Origin of the sequence: Paragemmobacter ruber, assembly GCF_009908315.1 — a bacterium.
Classification (GTDB): domain Bacteria; phylum Pseudomonadota; class Alphaproteobacteria; order Rhodobacterales; family Rhodobacteraceae; genus Paragemmobacter; species Paragemmobacter ruber.
On the sequence record NZ_JAAATW010000001.1, the window covers coordinates 682,023 to 705,147 of the forward strand.

Sequence of the window (23,125 nt, forward strand, 5' to 3'; positions counted from 1 at the left end):
CTGTCTTGTACCAGTAATCCTTCAGTAACCAGTTCCATCAGGCGATGCCCCGGCAACGGACGGCATTTGTTTTGAGCGATCAGAAGGTTAACATGGATACGGGTGACACCCACATCGCCATCGTCGGAATGGCGGCACATCTGCCCGGGGCGCCCGACCTTGGCAGCTATTGGGAAAACCTGCGTGACGGCCGGTCCGCCGTGCGCCGCCTGACCGAGGAAGAGCTGATCGCCGCAGGGGAAAGCCCGGCGCAGCTCAAGAACCCCGCCTATGTTCCCTTTGCCGCGCCGCTGGACGGGTTCGATCGCTTTGATGCCGAATTCTTCGGCTTCTCGCCCAAAGAGGCGGCGATCCTTGATCCGCAACACCGCCACTTCCTCGAAGTGGCTTGGGAAGCGCTCGAAGATGCCGGCCACCCGCCTGAATCGTTCAGGGGCCGCATCGGCGTGTTTGCAGGCTGCGGGATGGGCAGCTATTTCTACTTCAACCTCTGCTCCAACCGGTCGCTGGTGGACAGCACGGGGATGTTCCTGCTGCGCCATACCGGCAATGACAAGGATTTCCTTTCCACCCGCGTCAGCCACATCTTCGATCTGAAGGGGCCGTCCCTTTCGATCCAGACCGCCTGCTCCACCTCGCTTGTCGCCGTGCACTATGCCGTGCAGGCGCTGCTCAATGGCGAATGTGACATGGCGCTGGCGGGCGGGGTGACGATCGAACTGCCGCAGAATCGCGGGTACATCTACAAAGAGGGTGAGGTGCTCTCGCCCGATGGGGTTTGCCATGCCTTCGATCATCGCGGCCAAGGCACCGTTTTCGGCTCTGGCGCGGGCACGGTCGTGCTGCGGCGTCTGGAAGATGCCATCGCCGACGGCGATCACATCTGGGCGGTGATCCGTGGCAGCGCGGTCAACAATGACGGTGCGGCGAAGGCGGGCTATCTCGCGCCGTCCGTCGAGGGCCAAGCCGCCTGCATCGCCGAGGCGCTTCAGGTGGCAGGCACCCCCGCCGACACGGTCGATTACATCGAATGTCACGGCACCGGCACCTATCTGGGCGATCCCATCGAAGTGGCCGCCCTGACAGAGGCCTTCCGCCGCACCACCGCCGAAACAGGCTTCGCCCGCATCGGCAGCGTGAAAACCAATATCGGCCATCTGGATACCGCCGCAGGCGTGGCCAGCCTCATCAAGGCCACGCTGTCGCTGCACAACCGCCAGATGCCGCCCAGCCTGAACTTCGAAAAGCCGAACCCCGCCATCGACTTTGAGGGCAGCCCCTTCCGCGTCAACGACCGCCTCACCGATTGGCCCCGCCGCAAGGGGCCGCGCCGCGCGGGCATCAACTCGCTTGGCGTGGGCGGCACCAACGCCCATGTGATCCTTGAAGAAGCACCCGAGGTTGCAGCGGCCGAGGCCAGCGATTGGCCCTTCCAACTGCTCTCGCTGTCCGCCCGCAGCCCAGCGGCGCTGAACGAGGCGTCACAGCGCCTTGCCGCCCATCTGCGCGCCCATCCCGAACAGCCGCTGGCCGATGTGGCCTTCACGCTGAAGGAAGGCCGCCGCGCCTTTGAACACCGCCGCGTGCTGGTCGCCGCAAGCCACGAAGAGGCGGCAAAGATGCTCGAGGCCGCCGATCCCCGCCGCGTCTTCACCCAGCGGCGCGTGGGCGATACCCCCGATGTCGTCTTCATGTTCCCCGGCGGCGGCGCGCAATACCCCAACATGGCGCGCGACCTCTATGAAACGGAACCCGTCTTTGCCGAATGGATGGACAAGGGCCTTGCCATCCTCGACCGGCTGACGACCGAGGATATCCGCGCCCTCTGGCTCCCCGAACCGGGGGCCGAGGCGCAGGCGGCGGAAACCCTGCGCCGCCCCTCGCTGCAACTGCCGCTGATCCTGATCGTGGAAATCGCGCTGGCCCGGTTGTGGGAAAGCTGGGGCGTGCGCCCCGCCGCGCTGATTGGCCATTCCATGGGCGAAAACGCCGCCGCCTGCATCGCGGGCGTGATGACGCTGGAAGGCGTGATCGGACTTGTCCACCTGCGTGGGCGTCTGTTCGACACCGTCTCTGCAGGCGGCATGCTGTCCGTGCCCCTGTCCGAGGCCGCGCTTGCCCCCTATCTGGGCGATCTCGACATCGCCTCTGTCAACGCGCCGGAACTGACCGTCGTCTCCGGCTCTGACGCAGGCCTGCAAGCGCTGGCCGAACGCCTGCGCGCCGATGGGGTGGAAACCACCCGCATCGCCATCAACATCGCCGCCCACAGCCGGATGCTGGAACCGATCCTCGCCGATTTCCGTGCCCATCTGGCGGGGATGACCCTGTCACCGCCGCGGATCCCCATCATCTCCAACCGCACCGGCCAGCCGCTAACCGCCGAACAGGCGACCAGCCCGGATTACTGGGTCGCCCATCTGCGCGGCACCGTCCGCTTTGCCGACGGTATCGCCAAGCTGCGCGAAAAGGCCGAACGCGTCTATCTGGAAGTCGGCCCCGGCCGCGCGCTGTCCACCCTCGCCCAGGCCAATGGCGTGATGGGCGGCCAGCCCGTCCCCTCCAGCCTGCGCCACCCCGATGACACCGTCTCAGACGACCGCCATTTCATCGCCACGCTGGGGCGTCTGTGGGCCTGCGGCGCGGCAACCGACTGGTCGCAACTCTGGGGCGATGCCCGCCGCCGCCGCGTGCCGCTGCCCACCTATCCCTTCCAGCGGTCGCGTTATTTCGTCGAACCCTCGCTGCCCAGTGCCGCGCCCGAGGCCGATCTCCTGCCCGCCCGCCACCGCGATCTGGCCGATTTCGGCTATCGCCTTGCCTGGCGCGCGGCGCCTGCCGATTGCCTTGTCGATGTGGAAAGCGAACTGGGCGCGCCCCTGACATGGCTGGTCTTTGCCGATGAAGCCGGCCTCGCCCGCGCCGCCGTCCAGCGCCTGCGCGCAGGCGGCCACCGTGTGATCACCGTCCATGCGGGCGATGCCTTCGCCCGCACGGGCGATGACACCTACACCCTTGCCCCCGAACACGGGCGCGAAGGCTATGACGCGCTCTTCGCCGATCTCGCCCTGCGCGACCTGACCCCTGCCCGCATCGGCCATTTCTGGCTGGTGACCGATGGCGAAACCTTCCGCCCCGGGTCCAGCTTCTTTCACCGCAATCTCGAACAGGGATTCTGGAGCCTGTTCTTCCTCGGCCAAGCCATGGGCGAGGCGGGGATGAAACCCCTGCCGCATCTCACCGTCTTCACCTCCGGCGCGGCGCAGGTGCGGCAAGAGGCGCTGCCCTACCCCGAGAAATCCGCTGTCACCGGCCCCGTCCGCGTGATGCCGCGCGAACTGCCCGGCCTGACCGCCGCGCTTGTGGATGTGGCCCTGACCGACACCCGCCGCGGCATTCCGGCGGATACCGTCAACCTCGTGCTGGAAGAGATGCTCGCCACACCGGCCAACACCGTCGCCGCCCTGCGCGGCGCGCGCCGGTTCGAAACGCGCCTCGCCCCCGCGCCACTGCCCGCGTCCCTCGACATCCCCAAGGGATCGGTCTGGGTCGTCACAGGTGGCCTCGGCGGCATCGGCGTGACCGTGGCCGAACGCCTGATGCGCGACGCAGGCGCCAAGGTCGCGCTCATCGGGCGCAGCCTGCCAGCCCCCGGCAGCGCCCGCGCGGGCGTCCTGAAGCGGCTGGAACGGCTCGGCCCCGTGCTGGCGCTGGCCGCCGATGTCTGCAACCCCGAAGACATGCGCGCCGCGCTCGACCGGGCGCGCGCCGAACTTGGCCCCATCCATGGCCTTGTCCATGCCGCAGGCACCGTGGATGACGCGCCCCTTCTGGGCAAGGATCCCGGCTCTGCCGAAAACGTGCTGTCGCCCAAGGTGCATGGCACCAAACTGCTCGACAGCCTGCTTCCCGATGGCAGCCTTGCGCATATCGTGCTGTTCTCCTCCACCTCCACGGTGATCGCCCCAGCGGGTCAGTCCGATTACGTCGCCGCCAACGAATACCTCAATGCCTTCGCCCGCCACCGCGCGGGCGGCAGGACCAAGGTCACCGCCATCGACTGGGGCATCTGGTCGGGCATCGGCATGGCCGCAGATGCCGCCGCTCGCCGTCAGGGCGACGCCGCCGCCGATGCGCCGCTGCCGGGTCTGCCCATCCTCGACCGCATGGCGCGAACGGATGATGGCGCCCGCTTCTCCACCACGCTTTCCACCGCGCAATGGGTGATGGATGACCACCGCCTGAAGGATGGCACCGCCATCCTGCCCGGCGCCGCCTGGCCCGAAATCGTGGCCGAGGCGCTGTCGGCCTTGGGTCAGCCCGCCACCTTCACCCTCACCGGCCTTACGGTCCTGCGCCCTATCCGGCTGGAAGCCGACGCCCCACGCGATCTGCGCGTGACGCTGATCCGCGAAAAGGGCGGCACCCAGCGGATCGAGGCGCGCATCCGCGAAACCGCAGGCTGGGCGCTGTCCGTCGTGGCCGAGGTGGCGCCCTTCTCCGACAGCCCCGGCACGCTGGACCTGGCCCCCATCGCCGCCCGCTGCCCTGATCGGCAGGCCGCGCGCGATGGCGTGGCGCTGCCCAGCGCGCAGGAGGATCGCGTGGCCTTTGGCCCGCGCTGGCAGGTGCTGCGCCACACCGCGCTCGGCACCGGCGAAGGCTTGGCGACCCTCGCCCTGCCCGCCCATGCGATGCGCGACACCGACACCACCGCCTTGCATCCCGCGCTTTACGACATCGGCACCGGCTGGGGCCTCGCCTTGCTGCCAACCGCGCCCGAAGGGGAAATCTGGGTCCCAGTCACATCCGGCACCGTGCGCGTCCACGCGCCGCTTCCGGCAGAAATCCGGTCATGGGTCCGCATCAAAGGCACGCCCAGCCCCGAGAACGCGGCCTTCGACGTAACCCTGACAGACCCCACCGGCCGCATCCTTGTCGAAGTCGCGGGCATCGCCTTCCGCTCGGTCAGCGCGGCCCTTGTGCTGGCCCGGCCCGCCCCGCCCACCCCGGCAGAGGTGCAGGCCGATGACGCCAACCGCAGCACCTCGCCCGCCGAGGCGCGGATGATGCAAGCCTTGGAAGACGGCATCCGCCCGGCCGAAGGGGCCGAGGCCTTCCTCCGCGCTCTGGCCTCAGACCATCCGCAGGTGCTGGTCTCCTCGCTCGACCTGCCCGCGCTCGTGCGGCAGGCCGATGCCGCCGACCGCCCGGCCGAGGCGGAAGGCCCCGGCTTCGCGCGCCCGGAACTCGAAAGCGCCTATGTCGCCCCGCGCACCGAGGTGGAGCGTATCCTTGCGGGCTTCTGGTCCGAACTCCTCGGCGTGGCCGAGGTGGGGGTGGAGGATGACTTCTTCGCCTTGGGCGGCCATTCGCTGATCGCGGTCCGCCTGTTTGCCATGATCCGCCGCCAGTGGAAGCTCGACTTCCCGATCTCGGTCCTGTTCGAGGCGCCGACCATCGCCCGCTGCGCTGCCCTGATCGCCGAACAGATCGGCCCCGAGGACGCGAAAGCCGCCGACCCGGCGGCCAAGGCCAACCCGGCCGGGCCGAAATACACCCATCTTGTCCCGATGCACGGCGGCGAAGGCGGGGCGCGCACGCCCTTCTTCCTTGTCGCGGGCATGTTCGGCAACGTGCTGAACCTGCGCCATCTGGCCCATCTCGTGGGCAATGACCGGCCCTTCTACGGGCTGCAGGCGCGCGGCCTGTTCGGCGATGCCGCGCCGCATGACCGCATCGAAGACGCCGCCACCAGCTGCATCGAAGAACTGCGCCAGATCCAGCCGCACGGCCCCTATCTTCTGGGCGGCTTCTCGGGCGGCGGCCTGACGGCATGGGACATGGCCCGCCAGTTGCGCGCGGCGGGCGAAGAGGTGGCGCTCGTCGTCCTGCTCGACACGCCGATGCCCGTGCCAACACCGCTGTCGCGCGCCGACCGCGCCATGATCAAGGCGGCCGAATTGCGCAAGGGCGGCGTCCGCTTCCTTGCCGAATGGGCGCGGCGACGGATGGAATGGGAACGCGCCCGCAAGGCCATCGCGGCGGGCGAGCCCGATACTTCGGTCCCCTCCTTCCACAATGCCGCGATCGAGGCCGCCTTCCGCCGGGCCATCGGTGTCTACACGCTGGAAGCCTGGCCCGAAGGCCGCGTGGTCCTCTACCGCCCCCCGCTCGACAAGCGGTGGAAGGTGACGGGCGGCAACTGGGTGAACAGCGAACGCGAATACGTCTACCCCGACAACCAGTGGACGCCCTTCGCCCCGAATATCGACGTGGTCGAAGTGCCGGGGGATCACGATTCGATGGTGCTGGAACCCAACGTCCGGGTGCTTGCCGCCCGGCTCCGCGCCGCATTGGCCGAGGCCGAGGCTGCCCAGCCCGCCGCCCCGCGCAAGCTCGCCGCTGAATGAGACAGGACTAACCCGATGACCATGACCGCCCTCCTGATCGGCAATGAAAGCCTGACCGCCGAATGTGGCAACCTCTGGCTGGACCGCGGCCATCGCATCGCCGCCGTCGTCACGCGCGAGGCCCGCGTCGCGGACTGGGCCGCCGCGCGGGGCCTGCCTGTGCACGCGCCGGGCGCAGGGCTGGCCGATCGCGTGGCCGATCTGTCGGTCGATTGGGTGCTCTCCATCGCCTATCTGTCGCTGGTCCCCGATGCCGTGCTGGCGCGCGCGCGCCATGGCGGGGTGAACTTCCACGATGGCCCGCTGCCCGCCTATGCGGGCCTGAACGCACCCGTCTGGGCGCTGCTCGCGGGCGAGACGCGCCACGCCATCACATGGCACTTGATGACCGCAGGCATCGACGAGGGCGAAGTGCTGGCCACCCGCAGCCTCGACATCGCCGCCGATGACACCGCCTTCACCCTGAACGCCCGCTGCTTTGACGCCGCCATCGACAGCTTCCCCGAGGTGATCACCGCCCTCGCCGCAGGCGGCCATCCGCGCCAGCCGCAACCGGCAGGCCCGCGCCACGTCTATCGCCGTGCCGACCGCCCCGCTGCGGGCGCGCTGCTGGATTTCGCCCAACCCGCCGAAGACGTCGCACGCATGGTGCGCGCGCTGGATCATGGCGGCTATCGCAACCCGCTGTCCGTGCCCAAGATCGACGCCGCCGGTCGCATCCTCGCCGTCGGCATGGCGCAGGCCGAACCCGGCCACGCCGCCCCCGGCACGGTGCTGGAGGCTACGCCCGCCGGTCTTGTGATCGCCTGCGCCACGGGCGCCGTGCGGCTGGCAGGCCTGCGCGCCATGGACGGCACCGCGATCTGCCCTTCCACGCTGGGCGTTGCGCACCTGCCCCTGCTGGCGTCTGACCGGGCCGCGGCCCTGACACAGGCCCTTGCGCCCGTGGCCGAAGGTGAACCCGCGATCCGCGCCCGCCTTCTCGCCCTTGATCCTGTCACGCTGGGCGCCCCCGCAACCGCCACCGCCAACTGGCAATCCCTGCCCCTGCCCGCCGCCCCCCTGCCCCGGCTGGCGCTCGCGCTCCTGCGCGCCACCGGGCGGATGGGCGGCGATGTCGCACTCGCCACCGGCCCCGCTGCCGCGCCCGGTCTCATCCTGCCTTGGGTGCCGCTGCACCTGTCGGCCACGGGCCGCGCGGCAGAGGCCGAAGCCGCCCTCGCCCGCGCGGCGGATACCGCCCGCGCCACCACCGGCATCGCCGCCGATCTGGCCCTGCGCGAACCCGCACTTGGCACCCTCGCCGTTCCCGCCGTCGCCCTGTCGGCGACCGACGCCCCGCTCTATGGCAGCGCGGTCACCCTGTCCTGCGGCCCGGACGGCGCGCGCCTCTGGCACGATGCGGGCCGCCTCCCGCAGGCCGAGGCGCAGGCGCTGGCCGACCGCATCGCCCGTCTGGCCGACGCCCTGACCGCAGCCCCCGATGCCGACCTGTCCACGCTCGACGCCCTGACCGCAGCCGAAAAGGCGCAGCTCGCTGGCGCGCTGGCCGCCACCGCGCGGGATTACGAACGCACGCTCACAATCCCCGGCGCCATGCTGCGCACCGCGCAGTCGCGCCCCGATCACACCGCCGTCATCGCCGGGGGCGCGCGCCTTTCCTATGCCGATCTGGCGAAACGCGCCGCCCGCATCGCCCATGTCCTGCGCAGCATGGGCGTGGCCCGCGGCACGCTGGTGGGCCTGTCCTGCCACCGCGGCGCCGACATGATCGCAGGCGCACTGGGCATCCAGTTGGCAGGCGCCGCCTATGTCCCGATGGACCCGGCCTACCCAGCCGACCGGCTGGCGCTCTATGCCGAAGATTCGGGCGCCCCCGTCATCGTCACCGAATCCGCCGTCGCGCCGTCCCTTCCCGAAGGCCCGGCGCGCCTGATCCTCGATACCGATCCGCGCCTGTCGGTCGCGCCCGATACGCCGCCTGCCGATGGCCCGCAGGCCGAAGACATCGCCTATATGATCTACACCTCCGGCTCCACCGGGCGGCCCAAGGGCGTGATGATCACCCATCGCAACGTGATCAACTTCTTCACCGGCATGGATGATGCCATCGGGGCCGATCCCGGCACATGGCTGGCCGTCACCTCCATGTCCTTCGACATCTCGGTGCTGGAACTGTTTTGGACGCTCGCGCGCGGCTTCACCGTCGTCGTGGCCGACGATTCCGCACGGCTCAGCCCGTCCGGCGGTGCGGTGACTTTCGTCTCCACCCGCCCCATCGAATTCTCGCTCTTCTACTGGGGCAATGACGATGGCGCGGGGCCGAAGAAATACGAACTGCTCCTCGAAGGCGCGAAGTTTGCCGATGCGCATGGCTTTTCCGCCGTCTGGACGCCCGAGCGGCACTTCCACGCCTTTGGCGGCCCCTACCCGAACCCGTCGGTCACCGGCGCGGCGGTGGCCGCCGTCACCCGCAACATCGGCGTGCGCGCGGGCAGCTGCGTGGCCCCCCTGCACCACCCCGCCCGCATCGCGGAAGAATGGGCAATCATCGACAACCTGACGAACGGCCGCGCGGGCCTTGCCATCGCCTCGGGCTGGCAGCCCGACGATTTCGTGCTGCGCCCCGAAAACACGCCGCCCGCCAACCGGCAGGCCATGCTCGACAGCATCGCCACCCTGCGCCGCCTCTGGCGCGGCGAGGCGGTGGAGTTTCCCCGCAAGGACGGCACCCCCTTCGCCGTGACCACCCAACCCCGCCCCGTGTCCAAGGACCTGCCCGTCTGGGTCACCACGGCGGGCAACCCGGAAACCTGGCGCGATGCCGGGCGGCTGGGCGCCAATGTGCTGACGCATCTTCTGGGCCAGTCGCTGGCCGAGGTGGCCGACAAGGTGAAGATCTACCGCGCCGCGCTGGCCGAGGCCGGGCATGACCCCGCCGCCTTCAAGGTGACGCTGATGCTGCACACCTATCTGGCCGCCGATCGCGAAACCGCCCGCGAAACCGCCCGCGGCCCGATGAAGGATTACCTCCGCAGCGCCGCCGCCCTGATCAAGCAATATGCCTGGGCCTTCCCGGCCTTCAAGAAACCCCAAGGCATGGCCAACCCGATGGAGATCGACCTCGGCTCGCTCGATGCCGAGGAGTTGGAAGCCATCCTCGACTTCGCCTTCCAGCGGTATTTCGAAGAGTCGGGCCTCTTCGGCACGATCGAAGATGCCGTGACCCGCGTGGAAGAGGTCAAGGCCATCGACGTGGACGAAATCGCCTGCCTGATCGACTATGGCATCCCCGCCGCCAAGGTGCTGGCGGGCCTCACGCCCCTGGCCGAGGTGCTGCGCCTCGCCAATGGCGGGGTCGAGGCGGACGGCTCGCTCGCCGGGCTGATCCGCGCCCACAAGGTGACCCACCTGCAATGCACCCCGTCCATGGCCCGGATGCTGGCCGAAGATGACGGCGCGCGCGGGGCCTTGCGCGGCCTCAAGCGCCTGATGGTGGGGGGCGAGGCGCTGCCCGGCAAGCTTGCCACCGATCTGTCGGCCCTGATCGGCGGCCCGGTCATGAACATGTACGGCCCCACCGAAACCACCATCTGGTCCTCGGTCGAAGCGACGACCGGCAGCGACGGCACGGTGAATATCGGCCTGCCCATCGCCAATACCGCGCTCTATGTGCTGGACGAAAACCGCTTCCCCGTGCCGGACGGCACCGAAGGCGAATTGTGGATCGGCGGCGAAGGCGTGGCCGTGGGCTATTTCCGGCGCGAGGATCTGACCGCCGACCGCTTCCTCCCCGATCCTTTCGCAGGCAAAGGCCGCATGTACCGCACCGGCGATCTGGTGCGCCGCCGCCCCGATGGCCGGCTCGATTTCCTCGGCCGCGCCGACCATCAGGTAAAGATCCGCGGCCACCGTATCGAACTGGGCGAAATCGAAGCCGCCCTCGATGCCGCCCCCGGGATCCGTCAGGCCGTGGTCATCCCGCGCGAGGATGTGCCGGGCGACGTGCGCCTTGTGGCCTATGTCACCCATGACGGCCCGGTGGATGAGGCGCGCCTGCGCGCCCGCCTTGGCGAAACCCTGCCCGAGGTGATGGTCCCTGCCCATATCGTGGCGCTCGACGCCTTCCCCCTGACGCCCAACCGCAAGGTGGACCGCAAGGCCCTGCCCGCCCCGCAGGCGCAGCGGGCCAGCGTGGCCGCCGCTCCATCCGCCCCCGTCCTCGCCCCGACCGATACGGTCGAGGCCGCGATTGCCGAGGTCTGGGCCAAGGTGCTGGGCATCCCCTCGGTGGGCCGGTCCGACAACTTCTTCAATCTGGGCGGCCATTCGCTGCTGGCCGTGCAGGCGCATCGGGAACTGAAGGCACGCCTGAACACCCCCCGCCTTGCCATCACCGACATCTTCCGCTTCCCCGTGCTGTCGGCACTGGCCGCGCATCTAGGGCAGACGCCGCCCACATCGCCCCAGCCCGTGCAACCGATCGCCGCCAGCCCCTACCCCGCCAGCCCCAACCCCGCCAGCGGGGCAGAGGGCAGCCCGGACACGAGCCGCAACGATGCCATGGCCCGCCGCCGCGCCATGCGCGAAGCCCGCGAAAAGGCGCAGACCTGACCATGCTCGCCCCATCGGTGACCAGCGCAACGGAGGAAGCCCTTGCCGGGCTTTTCCCGCCCGGCACGGCCGTGGCGGCGCTGGTCATTGCCGATAACCGCGCGCCCCCCCACCCGGCCGAGGCCGCCGCCGTCGCCAGCGCCATCCCCCGCCGTCAGGCCGAATTCGCCGCCGGCCGCGCCGCCGCGCGGGCCGCGCTTTCCGCGCTGGGCCATGCCCCGGCGGCCATCCCCGCGGGCCCGCAGCGCCAGCCGCTCTGGCCCCCCGGCATCAGTGGCTCCATCGCCCATGGCGCCGGTGTCGCTGTGGCCGCCGTCCGCCGCGGCTCCCCCCTCGGGATCGACATCGAACCCGATGCCGCGCTTGAACCCGATCTCTGGCCGCTCATCTGCTCGCCTGCCGAAACCGCAGCCCTTCCCGTCGCGCATCGCGGTGCCTATGTGCGGCAGGTGTTTTCCGCGAAAGAGGCCGTGTTCAAGGCCCAGTATCCAGTGACCGGCGCGATGCTGGGCTTTGATGCCGTAACCGTGCGGCTGACCGAGGCGGGCTTCGTGGCCCGCTTCGCCCGCAACACGGGCAGCTTCGCCGCCGGGCATGAGGTTTTGGGCCGTCTGCTGCGGCGGCAGGGTTTGATCCTTACAGGGGTGGCATTATGACAAGAAAAGGACTGATCGCACTGGGCGCCGCCATCGTGGCGCTGGCCGCCGGGGCCGTGGCGTGGCGCATGATGCCCACGCCCGTGCCCACGCTGCCGGGCCTTGACGACGCGCAGATGTCGGCGCTCTTCGCCACCCCCCTGCCCGCGCCCGAAGAACCGATCCGCGTCTTCCACATCGGCCACAGCCTCGTGAACCGCGACATGCCCGCCATGCTGGCCCAGCTTGCCGGCGAAGGCCACGGCTATGAAAGCCAGCTCGGCTGGGGCGCCACGCTGAAATCCCATTGGGGCGACGAACCTGTGAACGGCTTCGAAGCGGAAAACGCCCATCCGCGCTACCGTGATGCCCGCGAAGCCGTGGCCAGCGGCGACTATGACGCCGTCGTCCTGACCGAGATGGTCGAAATCCGCGACGCCCTGCGCTATTTCGACAGCGCCCGCTACCTGCGCCAGTTCACCGAAGCCGCCCTCGCCGCCCGCCCCGATACCCGCGTCTACCTGTACGAGACGTGGCATCCGCTCGACGATCCCGATGGCTGGCTTGATCGGATCGACGCCGATCTCCCCCGCTACTGGGAAGGCGGCATCCTCCGCCCGGCGCTTTACGGCCTGCCCGAAGGCACGCGCATCCATCTCATCCCCGCCGGCCAGGCCCTCGCCGCCTTCGTGCGCGAGGTCGAGGCGCGCGGCGGTGTCGGCAACATCCGCAGCCGCACCGATCTGTTCTCCGACCAGATCCATCTCAACGACATGGGCAACTACTTCGTGGCCCTCGTCCATTACGCCGTGCTCTACGGCTCCAGCCCCGAAGGGCTGCCGCATGACCTGCTGCTGGCAGACGGCAGCCCCGCCACCGCCCCCGATCCCGAAGCCGCCCGACTGATGCAGGATGTCGTCTGGCGCGTGGTCCGCAGCCTGCCCGCCACCGGTGTGGCCCCCGCGGCACCGTCGTGATCCCTTGCCGGGCCACCTTGCGTGGCCCGGCCTCTACCGAATGACCACAGCCCGCTGGGCCCCGAAGGATTGGAGTTTCCCGTGATCGACGTGTTCCGCAAGGTGTTCCTGCTTCTCGATGATCGGGAACGGCGCCGCTTCTGGCTGCTCACCTGCGTGATGATCGTCGTCGCCCTCGTCGAAGTGGTGGGTGTCTCGTCGGTTCTTGTTCTGCTCAACGTGCTGGCCGATCCGGCCAGCGTGGATAACAACCGCGCCCTGTCGATGCTGCGGGATTTCCTCGGTCTTGAGGACCGCTTCTCCTTCACCGTGGCCCTTTCTGCGATCGTGATGCTGGTCGTTGTCGGCGGTATGCTGGTCAAGGCCGCCGGCACCTACGCGATGCTGCGCTTTTCCACCATGCGGGGCTTTGCCATCTCCACCCGGCTCTTGGGCGCCTATCTGCGGCAGCCCTACGGCTGGTTTCTCGATCGCAACAGTTCCGAAATCGGCAAGAATGTCCTGAGCGAGGTCGATGCCACCATCTCCCGTGTGGTCACGCCCATCCTGCGCATCACCGCTAACGTGTTTCTCGTGCTGGCCATCATCGCCTTCCTCATGGTGGTGGATCCGCTGGTCACGCTGCTCGCCGCGACGATGCTTGGCGGCAGCTATGCCACCATCTACTTGCGCCTGCGCAACCGCCTGCGCCGGGCGGGCGAAGACATGATGCAGGCCCTCGCCGGCCGTTACCGCGTCGCACAGGAAGCGACCGGCGGCATAAAGGATGTGAAACTTCTGGGCCTTGAAGACAGCTACACCGATGCCTACCGCACGGTCGCCTACAGTTCGGCGCGCCAGATGGTCAACGTGGCGATCATGTCCGAACTGCCGCGCTTCCTGCTGGAGGCGATCACCTTCGGCGCGCTTCTAAGCCTCGTCCTTGTGCTTCTTGTGCGCAGCGACGGCGACATTGCCAGCATCGTGCCGATGCTGGGCGTCTTCGCCTTTTCCGTGATGCGCCTTCTGCCCTCGCTGCAGCAGATCTATCACGGTCTGGCCTCGATCCGGGGCGGCGCCGCCGTGCTTGACGCCATCGTCGCCGACTATCAGGCCGCCCCGATCACCGCCCCCGCCCGCATGAGCGATGTCAATGCAATGCCGCTCGATAAGGCGCTCGATCTGTCGGACGTGGTCTTCCGCTACGCGCAGGCGGACCGCCCGTCGCTCAACGGGGTGAACCTCACCATCCCGGCCCGCACCACGATCGGCCTTGTCGGCGGAACCGGCGCTGGCAAGACGACGCTCGTTGATGTGATCCTCGGCCTTCTCGCGCCCGCATCGGGCGAGATGCGCGCCGATGGCACGCCCATCACGCCCGAAAACCTGCGGTCATGGCAAAAATCGCTGGGCTATGTTCCCCAGCAGATCTTCCTGACCGATGACACGGTCGCCGCCAATATCGCCTTCGGCGTCCCGAAAGAGGCGATCGACCACGCCGCCCTCGAACGCGCGGCCCGCGCCGCCGCCTTGCATGATTTCGTCACCAACGAACTGCCGCAGGGATACGACACCGTTGTTGGCGAACGCGGGATCCGCCTCTCGGGCGGCCAGCGTCAGCGCATCGGCATCGCCCGCGCGCTTTACCGCGCGCCCTCGCTTCTGATCATGGATGAGGCGACAAGCGCGCTCGACAACATCACCGAACGGGTGGTGATGGAGGCGGTCCAGAACATCCGTGCGGATACGACGATCATCCTGATCGCGCACCGCCTGACCACGGTCAAGGATTGCGACCGCATCTTCCTGATGGAGAAAGGCCGCATCGCGGCATCCGGCACCTATGATGAACTGGTTTCCGGCAACGCCACCTTCCGTGCGATGGCCGTCGGCTAGCGCGGCACGGCAGCGGCAGGGGGCCGCTCAGCCCTTCTTCTGCACCGCTGGCTGGGGCGCCCGGGGTCCCGCAGGGGAGCGGTGCCAAGCCGGGCCACCGCTGCCCCCCGCTTGCACTGGCGCGGCAGCCGACACCGCCGCCTGCGGCGCGGTCGCCGGTCGCGCAGGGGGCCGGTCGGTCAGGATGCCCCAACTGCGGCGCGGCCGTACCAGCGCCGGATCCGCGCCCGCTGTCCCTTCGGGCTGCTCCTGCGGCGCGCGGTACAGATAGTAGCCCGCAATCGCACCACCCAGCAGCCAGGTCACGGGTGTCAGCGTCGCGTTGGGCAAAAGGTCCATCAGGTTCGCCGCCAGCACCAGCGCAAGACCCGCCGTCGCCGGTGTCGCGCTGGCCGCCTTGCGGCCAAAGGCCAAAAGAAGCGTGGGCATCGTCAACAAGCCAAACTGGGCGATGTAGCCCAGCCACCCGAAGGCACCGATCACGATGATCCATGCGCCATCGGTCACGCTCAAGGTCCGTCCCGTCTCGGGGTCAAAGATCTCGTTGCGGCCCCACAAGCCCCACCCCGCGATCGGCTTCAACGCCGCCCGCGCGCTCAGCGCATCTTCGTTGTCCAGCCGGAACTGCAACGACGCCGCGCGCTCCGCGCTCACCCGCTCGGCCATCGCGACGACCTGCTCCGTCGGAACAAGCCCGCTGCTGCGCAAGACCGGGTAGATCAGCACGACCGCCGCGATCACCCCCGCGATCAGAAGCTGCGGCCGCACCCCCAGAAGCAGCGCCGCCGGTGCCAGCAGAAGCGCGATCACGAACGCGCCCAGGCTGTTCGACAGCAAAAGGACGATCAGCAGATAGACACCGGCAAAGAACCACTGCCCTGACCGCGCCCCCTCTGACATGCGCTGCCGCCAGAGGGCCGCCGCCGCGATCACCGCCATGCACAGAATCAGGGCAAGCCACAGCCCATGCTGCAGGAACACCACCGGGCGAAAACCTCCGGGCCGGATGTGCTGCAGGAAATCATGCGGGAAAAAGCCGTAGAACATCACGTTCAACTGCGGGCTCATCCGCACCTCAAACAGCACGGGCAGCGAATAGATCAGCAGCGCAGCCACGATGACCTTCAGCAGCAGGGCATGGCTCTCGGGCGAGGCGAGATAGCGCATGGCCAGAAGAAAGGGCAGCGCAGTCAACACCATGCGCATGATCACCGAAAACGCATCATGCAGCGAAAGACCCGGAAGCATGACCGGCCCATAGAACAGCGGTTCGGAATTGGTCAGCACCGTCACCACCGGCGACAGGATCAGAAGCACGATCAACGGCGCGAAGGGTCCAAACATGGGCGCGCCGTGCCCAGTGTCCCCCCGTCCGCCAAAGCGCCGCGCATCCCGCTTGGCGGCCTTTTCCGCCTCCGTCATCCCCACCCCGCAGGCCAAAAGCAGCGCCGCGGTCAGGGCCGGCACAACATCCTTGTCCACCGCAGGGACCAAAGGCAGGTCAAAGCCTGTCCGCGATGGCAGCAGCAGATAGCCGCCCAGGATCGACCAGCACAGCGCCTCGACCCGCGGCAGATAGCGAAACAGCAGGTAAACGGCCACCGGCCAGCTGAAGAGCACGAGGAAGGCAAGAGCATTCGGCATCGGCGCGCGGCGACCTGTCGGGAGGGGCGTTTACATCAATGAACATTCTGTCATCAAACCCCTGTCCCCGTCCACCCTGTGACGCAGCACCCGCGCGCCCGGCCTGCCGCGTGAAACAGACACGCGGTCCCATAGGGGATTGTCCCTGCCGATGCAGTCGGCATGGGGCAGACCCATCTTAACATTTGCAAACAACCGCCCGGTAAAGGCATGGTCCGGCGGCGATTCCCGCCATTGCGACACGCCCAACGCTCGGGCGAAAGGATACTGCCGATGCCCAGCGACATTGCCGTCGTCATCGTGAACTATGGCACCGCCGACATGGCCATCGCTGCGGTGGACAGCGTTCTGAACCGCACGCCCGACGGATTGGCGGTGGAGGTGCACCTCGTTGACAACGCCTCGCCCAACGGGGATGCCGCGATCCTGCGCCAGACCGCCGCGCGCTGGGGCGATGCCGTCACCCTGCATCTGGAAAGCACCAACCACGGCTTCGGGCGCGGCAACAATGTGGTTCTGCAAAAGCTCGCCCAGCGCGCGGATCGCCCGTCCAAGGTCTATCTCCTCAACCCCGATGCCCGCCTCGCCTCCAATGCGGTGGCCGAACTCGCGGCCTTTCTCGACAGCCATCCCAAGGCGGCTGTTGTCGGCAGCGCCATCCTGCACGAAGGCTCGCTCGCCCCGGCGGCCTGCGCCTTCCGCTTTCCCGGCGCGATCTCGGAATTCGTCACCGCCGTGAACTTCGGCCCGCTCACCCGGATGTTCGCGCGTCACCTCGTGGCCTATCCGGCCGAACTGCCGCTGCAAGAGGTGGATTGGGTCTCTGGCGCGTCGATGATGGCGCGGCTCGATGCGCTGATCGAGGCGAACTTCTTCGATCCCGATTTCTTCCTCTATTATGAAGAGGTCGATCTGATGCACCGCCTGAAGCGGCGCGGCTGGCAGGTCTGGCACCTGCCGCAGGCCAAGGTGGTGCATGTCGCCGGTGCGGCCACCGGCGTGACCCGGCTCACCGACGAACGCCCGCCGCTGCCCGCCTATTGGTACGAAAGCTGGCGGATGTATTTCGAAAAGCAGCACGGTCGCAGCGGCGCCCGCCGCGCCGCGCAGGCACGCCTTGCCGGCACGGCCCTTGGTGACCTCCTCGCCCGGCTGCGGGGCCGCCCGACCCATACACCGCAGAACTTCGCCGCGGATTTCCGCCGTCTGGTCCTTGGCCCGCTCCGGCAGCCGCCGGTCCGGGACGCGCGCGCCTGACCCCGCCGATGCCCGCCCCGCGCGTCGCCGCCATCCTGATCGGCCGCAACGAAGGCCCGCGCCTCGTGGCCGCGCTGGCCGCCCTGCCGCCCGATGTGGCCCCCGTGATCTATGTCGATTCCGGCTCGACCGACGGCTCCGTCGCCGCCGCCCGCGCCGCGGGCGCGCGTGTCGTGGCGCTGGACATGACACGCCCCTTCACCGCCGCCCGCGCCCGCAACGAAGGCTTTGCCGCGCTGGCCCCGGACCGCCCCGACTATGTCCAGTTCATCGACGGCGACTGCACGCTGGTCCCCGGCTGGATCGAAACCGCCACCGCCTTCCTCGACGCCCATCCCGCCGCCGCCGTCGCCTGCGGTCGCCGGCGCGAACGCTTTCCCGAAGCCTCGGTCTGGAACCGCCTCTGCGATGCCGAATGGGATACCCCCGTGGGCCGCGCCACCGCCTGCGGCGGCGATGCCCTGATGCGCACCGCAGCCTTCGCCGCCGCAGGCGGCTACAATCCCGGCCTGATCGCCGGCGAAGAGCCCGAGCTTTGCGTCCGCCTCCGCGCCGCCGGGTGGGAAATCTGGCGGCTGGACGCCGAGATGACGCTGCATGACGCCGCGATGACGCGCTTCCGCCAGTGGTGGAAGCGCACCCGCCGCGCAGGCCATGCCTTCGCCGAAGGCGCCGCGATCCATGGCAGGCCGCCCGAGCGCCACTTCGTGACCGAAACCCGCCGCGCCGTGATCTGGGGCGCAGCCCTGCCGCTGGCGGCACTCGCCGGGGCGGTGATGTCGCCTTGGGCGCTGCTTCTCTTGCTGCTCTACCCCGTGCAGATCCTTCGCCTTGCCCCCCGCATGGGGCTCACCCGCGCCACCTTCCTCACGCTCGGCAAACTGCCCGAGGCGGTGGGCGTGGCCGAATACTGGTTCGGCCGCCTGTCGGGCCGCCGCGCCGGGTTGATCGAGTACAAGTGAGCGGCAGGCCCCGCCGCCCCTAGCCCCGCCCGATCCGCCGCGCCGCAAGGGCAAGGCCCGGCAGCACCAGCGCGCAATCGAAATAACGCTTGGCCAGCCGCCGCGGATTGCTCAGCATCCGCCACAGCCATTCCATCGCGATCCGCCGCACCCAAAGCGGCGCCCGCGTCTGGTGCCCCACGATGAAATCAAGCCCCGCCCCGATCGACAGAAACCCCAGACCGGGATGGCGCGAGATACCGCGCGCGGCCAGCATCTCCTGCTTTGGCGCGCCCAGCGCCAGCAGGCAGAGGCGCGCCCCCGATGCCGCCACCTCATCCAGCAGGGCATCCGCCGCCGCGCTTTCGGGATCAAACCCCATCGGCGGGGCGATGCAGGCCGCCACCCGCAGCCCCTGATGATCCGCCTCCAGCCGCGCCGCGGCGGCGCGCAGCACCGGCTCCGTCGATCCGAACAGCGCGACCGCCACCCCCTTGCGGGCCGCCATCGCCACGACGGGCGTGATCAGTTCCGATCCCGGCACCAGTTCCACATCCCGCCGCCCCGCCAGATGCGACAGCCAGACCACAGGATTGCCATCCGCCACCACATGGGTCTGCGCCGCATAGGCGCGCCGAAACGCCGGGGCGCGCCGCAGCTTCACGATATGGTCAAGGTTCAGCGTCGCCACCGCAAAACCCTGCCCCGCGTCAAGCGCCGCCTCCATCCCCGCCAGCAGCGCCGCCCGCGTCGGCACATCGACCAGCGCCAGAACCCCCGGCCCTGCCAATTCCTCGGGTTTGGGCCGTTCTTGACCGATGCGCGCCACAAAAATCTCCATTTACACCTATTAACAACGCTTGGCGCAGTCCGCCGCGCTTGTCCAGTCGGTGCCGCTTGTGGCCCGCTTCGCCCGATGCCTATGCTGCCGGAACAACCCGGCCCGAACCGTGATGATCCCTGCCCGATGATGAAACAGCCCGACCCAGAGCCTGCCGCCCCCGCGCTCAGCGTGATCATCGCCGCCCGGAACGAGGCCGCCTATATCGACCGCTGCCTTCAGGCCCTGGCCGCGCAAGAGGATGTGGCAGGCGGGGTGCAGGTGGTGGTAGCGGCCAATGCCTGCACCGATGCGACCGTGGCGCTGGCCCGCGCCCATGCCCCGGCCTTTGCTGCGCGCGGCTGGACCCTTGCCGTCCTCGACCTGCCGCAAGGGGGCAAGCTCGGCGCACTCGCGGCGGGCGAAGTGGCCGCCACGGGGCGGGCGCTGGCCTATCTCGATGCCGATGTGATCTGCGACCCGCCCCTTCTGGGGCAACTGGCCCGGGCGCTGGATACGCCCGCCCCGCGCTATGCCACCGGCACCCTTGCGGTGACCCGCGCCCGCTCTGCCATCACCCGCGCCTATGCCCGCATCTGGACGCGCCTGCCCTTCGTGCAGGGCGGGGCCGTCGGCGCGGGCCTCTTTGCCATGAACCGCGCCGGCCGCGCCCGCTGGGGCGACTGGCCCGCCATCATCTCGGACGACACCTTCGCCCGGCTCCACTTCACCCCCGCCGAACGGATCGAGGTGCCCGCCCGCTATCACTGGCCGATGGTCGAGGGGATGGCGAACCTGATCCGCGTGCGGCGGCGGCAGGATGCCGGCGTGCATCAGATCGCCCGCCTCTATCCCGATCTGCCCCGCAACGAATCCAAGGCGCCGCTCACCCGCGCACATCTGCTGCGGCTGGCGCTGACCGATCCGCTCGGGCTTGCCACCTATCTGACGGTCCATGTCGCCGTGCGCCTGCGTCCCGCCTCCGCCGACTGGACGCGCGGCCGCTAGCCCTGCCGCAGCAGCGGCTTGCGCGCGCGGAACAACGCCTCGGGGCCGACAGCGGCAGGGGGCCCCATGACCTCCAGCCCGGCTTGGGCCAGCATCCTTTGCATCACCCCGCGCGACGGATAGACCGGAAACGCGGTCGACCATTTGCTCGCCCGCACGATGATCCTGCGCCCAAGGAACATGTATCCCAGCGTGTTCACGACCGTGACGGTGTAGTTGCGGGCCGCCCCCGGACCCGACCAGAGCTGTCCGATGTGATCCGACACAAAGGCCCGCAGGAAGCCGCCGATCAACACCACCTCGCCCCCCGGTTTCAGCACGCGCGCGATCTCGCGGAACGCGGGGGTGATGTCGAAATACTGATGGGCCGAAACGCATAGCACGGTGTCGAACTGGCCCGTCTCGAACGGCAGCGCCTCCGCCTTGCCGGGCAGCGCCGTGACATTAGCCAAACCCTCGGCCTCGGCGAAGATCGCGCCGATCTGCCGATAGATCCCCACCGGCTCCAACCCGACCACGCGGCGCGCGCGCGACCCGATCGACATCAGGTTCATCCCGCTTCCGCTGCCGATCTCCAGCACATCTTTCCCGAACAGACATTCGGAAACAACCTGCGGCGCCTGCCCGGCAAAGGGAAGGGCGCGGTCCCTTTCGCGCCAGAACACATATTCCCGGCAGGAATCGGCGGCGAACCACCCTGTCTCGGTCAGCCCGCCCGCGCCCGCACCCACCCAACCCAGCCGCTCCAGCCCGTGCCGGATCGCGGGATCCACCGGGGCCTGCGTCTCACCCCGCTGCAAGGCCGCCATGTAGCGGGCCGCGGCGAGCGCATCCTGCGACAGAAAGAACCCGCGCGCCCGGTCCAACTCTGCTTCAGACAGTTCCATCCCACTCCCATCCGCTTTTGTTGCAGGTGCCCGGCCCTGCGACCGCAGTCATACAAAGGTCCGATCTCGATTTTTCATGCAACGGCAGGCTTGACGTGCGCAAGGCGGCTGCAAATGTTTGTTAATATGTGTTGCCGCATCCGTGCCGCATCCTCCACGTGAAAGGAAAGCCATGAAGGCCTCGTTCCGGCTGATAGCGGGTGCATTTCTTGCCGCCGCGCTGATCCTGCCGACCCCCCCGCTCTTTGCCCAGGAACGCATGCCGCCGCGCAAGGCCAGCCCGATGACCGTCATGCAGGTCCACAGCGGCCACAGCCTGACCGATGCCTACAACACGAATCCGTGGCCCGGGCGATTGATCCTTGCCACCGAAAAGATCCGTGGCACGCGTCCCCATGACACGATCTTCAATTCCACGATCCCAGGCTCGCCCCTGCATTGGCGCTGGAACAACAGGAACGAGTATGGCGTTGACGCCCGACACGACATCGGTCGTTTTGAATTGCTCGTCACGACCGAAGGGGTCCCCTTCACGACAGATGACGAAACCTTCCGCAACGATACGCTCGCCTATCTTGATCGCTGGGTCGCCCATGCGTGGAAGGAAGGAAATCAGGGGCGCGGGGCGGAGTTGATGCTCTATTCCACTTGGAACACGTGGAAATACGCCGGCCCCATCCCCGACTATGACCCCGAAGGTGACGTTCCGTTCCGTGAACGTCTCAACCGCGACGGCGCGCGGTGGGAAGAGATGCAGGACAGCGCCAACGCCAACCGCCCCGAAGGCATGCCGCCGATCTACATGATCCCCGGTCACCGCCTGATGATGCGGATCTACGATGATATCGAGGCGGGCAAAGCCCCGCATGGCCTCACCTCCATCGGCGATATCTTCGCCGATGAAATCCATCTGAACGACAAGGGCCAGTATGCCATCACGATGCTGGTCTATGCGGTGATCTATCAGCGCAACCCGCGCGAATTGCCCGACCGTCTGGCCGTGCCCGAAGACACGCTCAGCGCCGCGCAGGCCCGCTACTTCAAGACCATCGCCTGGGAAGTCGCCACCACCTACGATCGCACCGGCGTTCCCCCCGGCTGACCAAGGCGCGGGGGCCGGCCCGCTGGCCCCTCACATCCCGCGCAGGAGCGCGGCCAAACCGTCCTCCAGCGTGACGCCCGCCGTCACCCCTAAAAGGTCGCGCGCACGCGCCGGATCGCCCAGCGACTCGCGGATATCCCCCACCCGGGGCGCGGCATGCTGCACCACCGCCTGCCGCCCATGCAGCGCGGCCAAGGTGTCGATCAGCGCCAGAAGCGTCGTCGTCCGTCCCGTGCAGATGTTGAACACCTGCCCCGCCACCTCCGGCGCCCGCGCCATCGCCGCCAGCAGGAACCGCACCACATCCGCCACAAAGACAAAGTCCCGCGTCTGCAACCCGTCGCCGAACACCGTCACCGGCAACCCCTGCGCCAGGCGGCTGTTGAAGATCGAGATCACGCCCGAATAGGCCGAAGACGGATCCTGCCGCGGGCCATAGATGTTGAAGGGCCGCAACCCCACCGTCGGCAGGCCATGCACGCCCATGGCGATGCGCCCGTGCAATTCCGATCCCAGCTTGTCCACGCCATAGGGCGTCTGCGGGCGCGGCACCCGCGCCTCATCCACCGCACCCGTCCCCGCGTCGCCATAGACCGCGGCGGAAGAGGTATAGACCACCGGCACCCGCCCCGCCCGCGCCGCCGCCTCGAACACCGTGACTGTGCCGGTCTGGTTGGTCAGATGCCCCTCGCGCCAATGTTCGTTGCAATAGGCAACCGACGCGATCCCTGCCAGATGGAACACCCCCGCGCAGCCCGCCATCGCCCGCGCCACGGCATCGGGGTCGGCCACATCGCCCTCGATCACCCGCACCTCGGGCGCAAGGTTGGCCCGCTTGCCGGTGGACAGGTTGTCCAGCACCACCACCGCGTCGCCGCGCGCCAACAGCGCATCGGCCAAATGCGATCCCACGAACCCGCAGCCCCCGGTGATCAGATACGTCGCCATGCCA

Annotated in this window: 13 protein-coding genes; 9 read left to right on the forward strand and 4 right to left on the reverse strand. The window is 68.8% G+C overall.

From position 1 onward, the window contains the following. Window positions 1-92 precede the first annotated feature (92 nt). Genes GU920_RS03325 through GU920_RS03345 form a run of 5 tightly spaced genes read left to right on the forward strand, consistent with a single transcriptional unit; the run spans window position 93 to window position 14,514 of the window. A complete protein-coding gene (locus GU920_RS03325) occupies window positions 93-6,413 on the forward strand; it encodes a type I polyketide synthase (protein ID WP_161765537.1) in 6,321 nt (2,106 codons plus the stop codon). Window positions 6,414-6,428: 15 nt separating this feature from the next. Next, on the forward strand, window positions 6,429-11,027 hold the full coding sequence (locus tag GU920_RS03330) for a MupA/Atu3671 family FMN-dependent luciferase-like monooxygenase (protein ID WP_161765538.1): 4,599 nt from the start codon (window positions 6,429-6,431) through the stop codon (window positions 11,025-11,027). A gap of 17 nt (window positions 11,028-11,044) precedes the next feature. Next, complete coding sequence (locus GU920_RS03335) at window positions 11,045-11,683, forward strand: 4'-phosphopantetheinyl transferase family protein (protein ID WP_161765539.1); 639 nt, start codon at window positions 11,045-11,047, stop codon at window positions 11,681-11,683. After that, complete coding sequence (locus GU920_RS03340; RefSeq protein WP_161765540.1) at window positions 11,680-12,639, forward strand: hypothetical protein; 960 nt, start codon at window positions 11,680-11,682, stop codon at window positions 12,637-12,639. The genes GU920_RS03335 and GU920_RS03340 overlap by 4 nt, the downstream gene beginning before the upstream one ends. A gap of 21 nt (window positions 12,640-12,660) precedes the next feature. Beyond that, window positions 12,661-14,514 (forward strand): ABC transporter ATP-binding protein, encoded by a 1,854-nt coding sequence (locus GU920_RS03345; RefSeq protein WP_161765541.1) that lies wholly within the window; start codon window positions 12,661-12,663, stop codon window positions 14,512-14,514. Between the two features lie 27 nt (window positions 14,515-14,541). On the opposite strand, the gene GU920_RS03350 is transcribed toward GU920_RS03345, so the two are convergent. Then, the gene (locus GU920_RS03350; protein WP_161765542.1) at window positions 14,542-16,158 is read right to left on the reverse strand and encodes a hypothetical protein; all 1,617 of its coding nucleotides are present in this window, start codon (window positions 16,156-16,158) and stop codon (window positions 14,542-14,544) included. A 273-nt stretch (window positions 16,159-16,431) separates the two neighbouring features. On the opposite strand from GU920_RS03350, the gene GU920_RS03355 reads away from it, so the two are divergent. Together GU920_RS03355 and GU920_RS03360 are read left to right on the forward strand one after the other, a co-directional pair. After that, a complete protein-coding gene (locus GU920_RS03355; RefSeq protein WP_161765543.1) occupies window positions 16,432-17,415 on the forward strand; it encodes a glycosyltransferase family 2 protein in 984 nt (327 codons plus the stop codon). Between the two features lie 8 nt (window positions 17,416-17,423). Further along, a complete protein-coding gene (locus tag GU920_RS03360) occupies window positions 17,424-18,377 on the forward strand; it encodes a glycosyltransferase family 2 protein (RefSeq protein ID WP_161765544.1) in 954 nt (317 codons plus the stop codon). Window positions 18,378-18,396: 19 nt separating this feature from the next. Here the strand turns inward: GU920_RS03360 and GU920_RS03365 are convergent, their stop codons facing one another. Continuing rightward, window positions 18,397-19,197: a WecB/TagA/CpsF family glycosyltransferase gene (locus GU920_RS03365; protein ID WP_161765545.1), complete on the reverse strand. Its 801-nt coding sequence runs from the start codon at window positions 19,195-19,197 to the stop codon at window positions 18,397-18,399. Window positions 19,198-19,326: 129 nt separating this feature from the next. On the opposite strand from GU920_RS03365, the gene GU920_RS03370 reads away from it, so the two are divergent. Further along, window positions 19,327-20,184: a glycosyltransferase family 2 protein gene (locus GU920_RS03370; protein WP_161766505.1), complete on the forward strand. Its 858-nt coding sequence runs from the start codon at window positions 19,327-19,329 to the stop codon at window positions 20,182-20,184. Here GU920_RS03370 and GU920_RS03375 read toward each other — a convergent pair. Continuing rightward, entirely contained in the window at window positions 20,181-21,071 is an 891-nt protein-coding gene (locus tag GU920_RS03375) for a class I SAM-dependent methyltransferase (protein WP_161765546.1), read from the reverse strand. The genes GU920_RS03370 and GU920_RS03375 overlap by 4 nt on opposite strands. Before the next feature lie 172 nt (window positions 21,072-21,243). On the opposite strand from GU920_RS03375, the gene GU920_RS03380 reads away from it, so the two are divergent. Further along, the gene (locus GU920_RS03380; RefSeq protein ID WP_161765547.1) at window positions 21,244-22,173 is read left to right on the forward strand and encodes a hypothetical protein; all 930 of its coding nucleotides are present in this window, start codon (window positions 21,244-21,246) and stop codon (window positions 22,171-22,173) included. Window positions 22,174-22,203: 30 nt separating this feature from the next. Here the strand turns inward: GU920_RS03380 and GU920_RS03385 are convergent, their stop codons facing one another. Next, a complete protein-coding gene (locus GU920_RS03385; RefSeq protein ID WP_161765548.1) occupies window positions 22,204-23,121 on the reverse strand; it encodes an NAD-dependent epimerase/dehydratase family protein in 918 nt (305 codons plus the stop codon). Window positions 23,122-23,125: the final 4 nt, after the last annotated feature.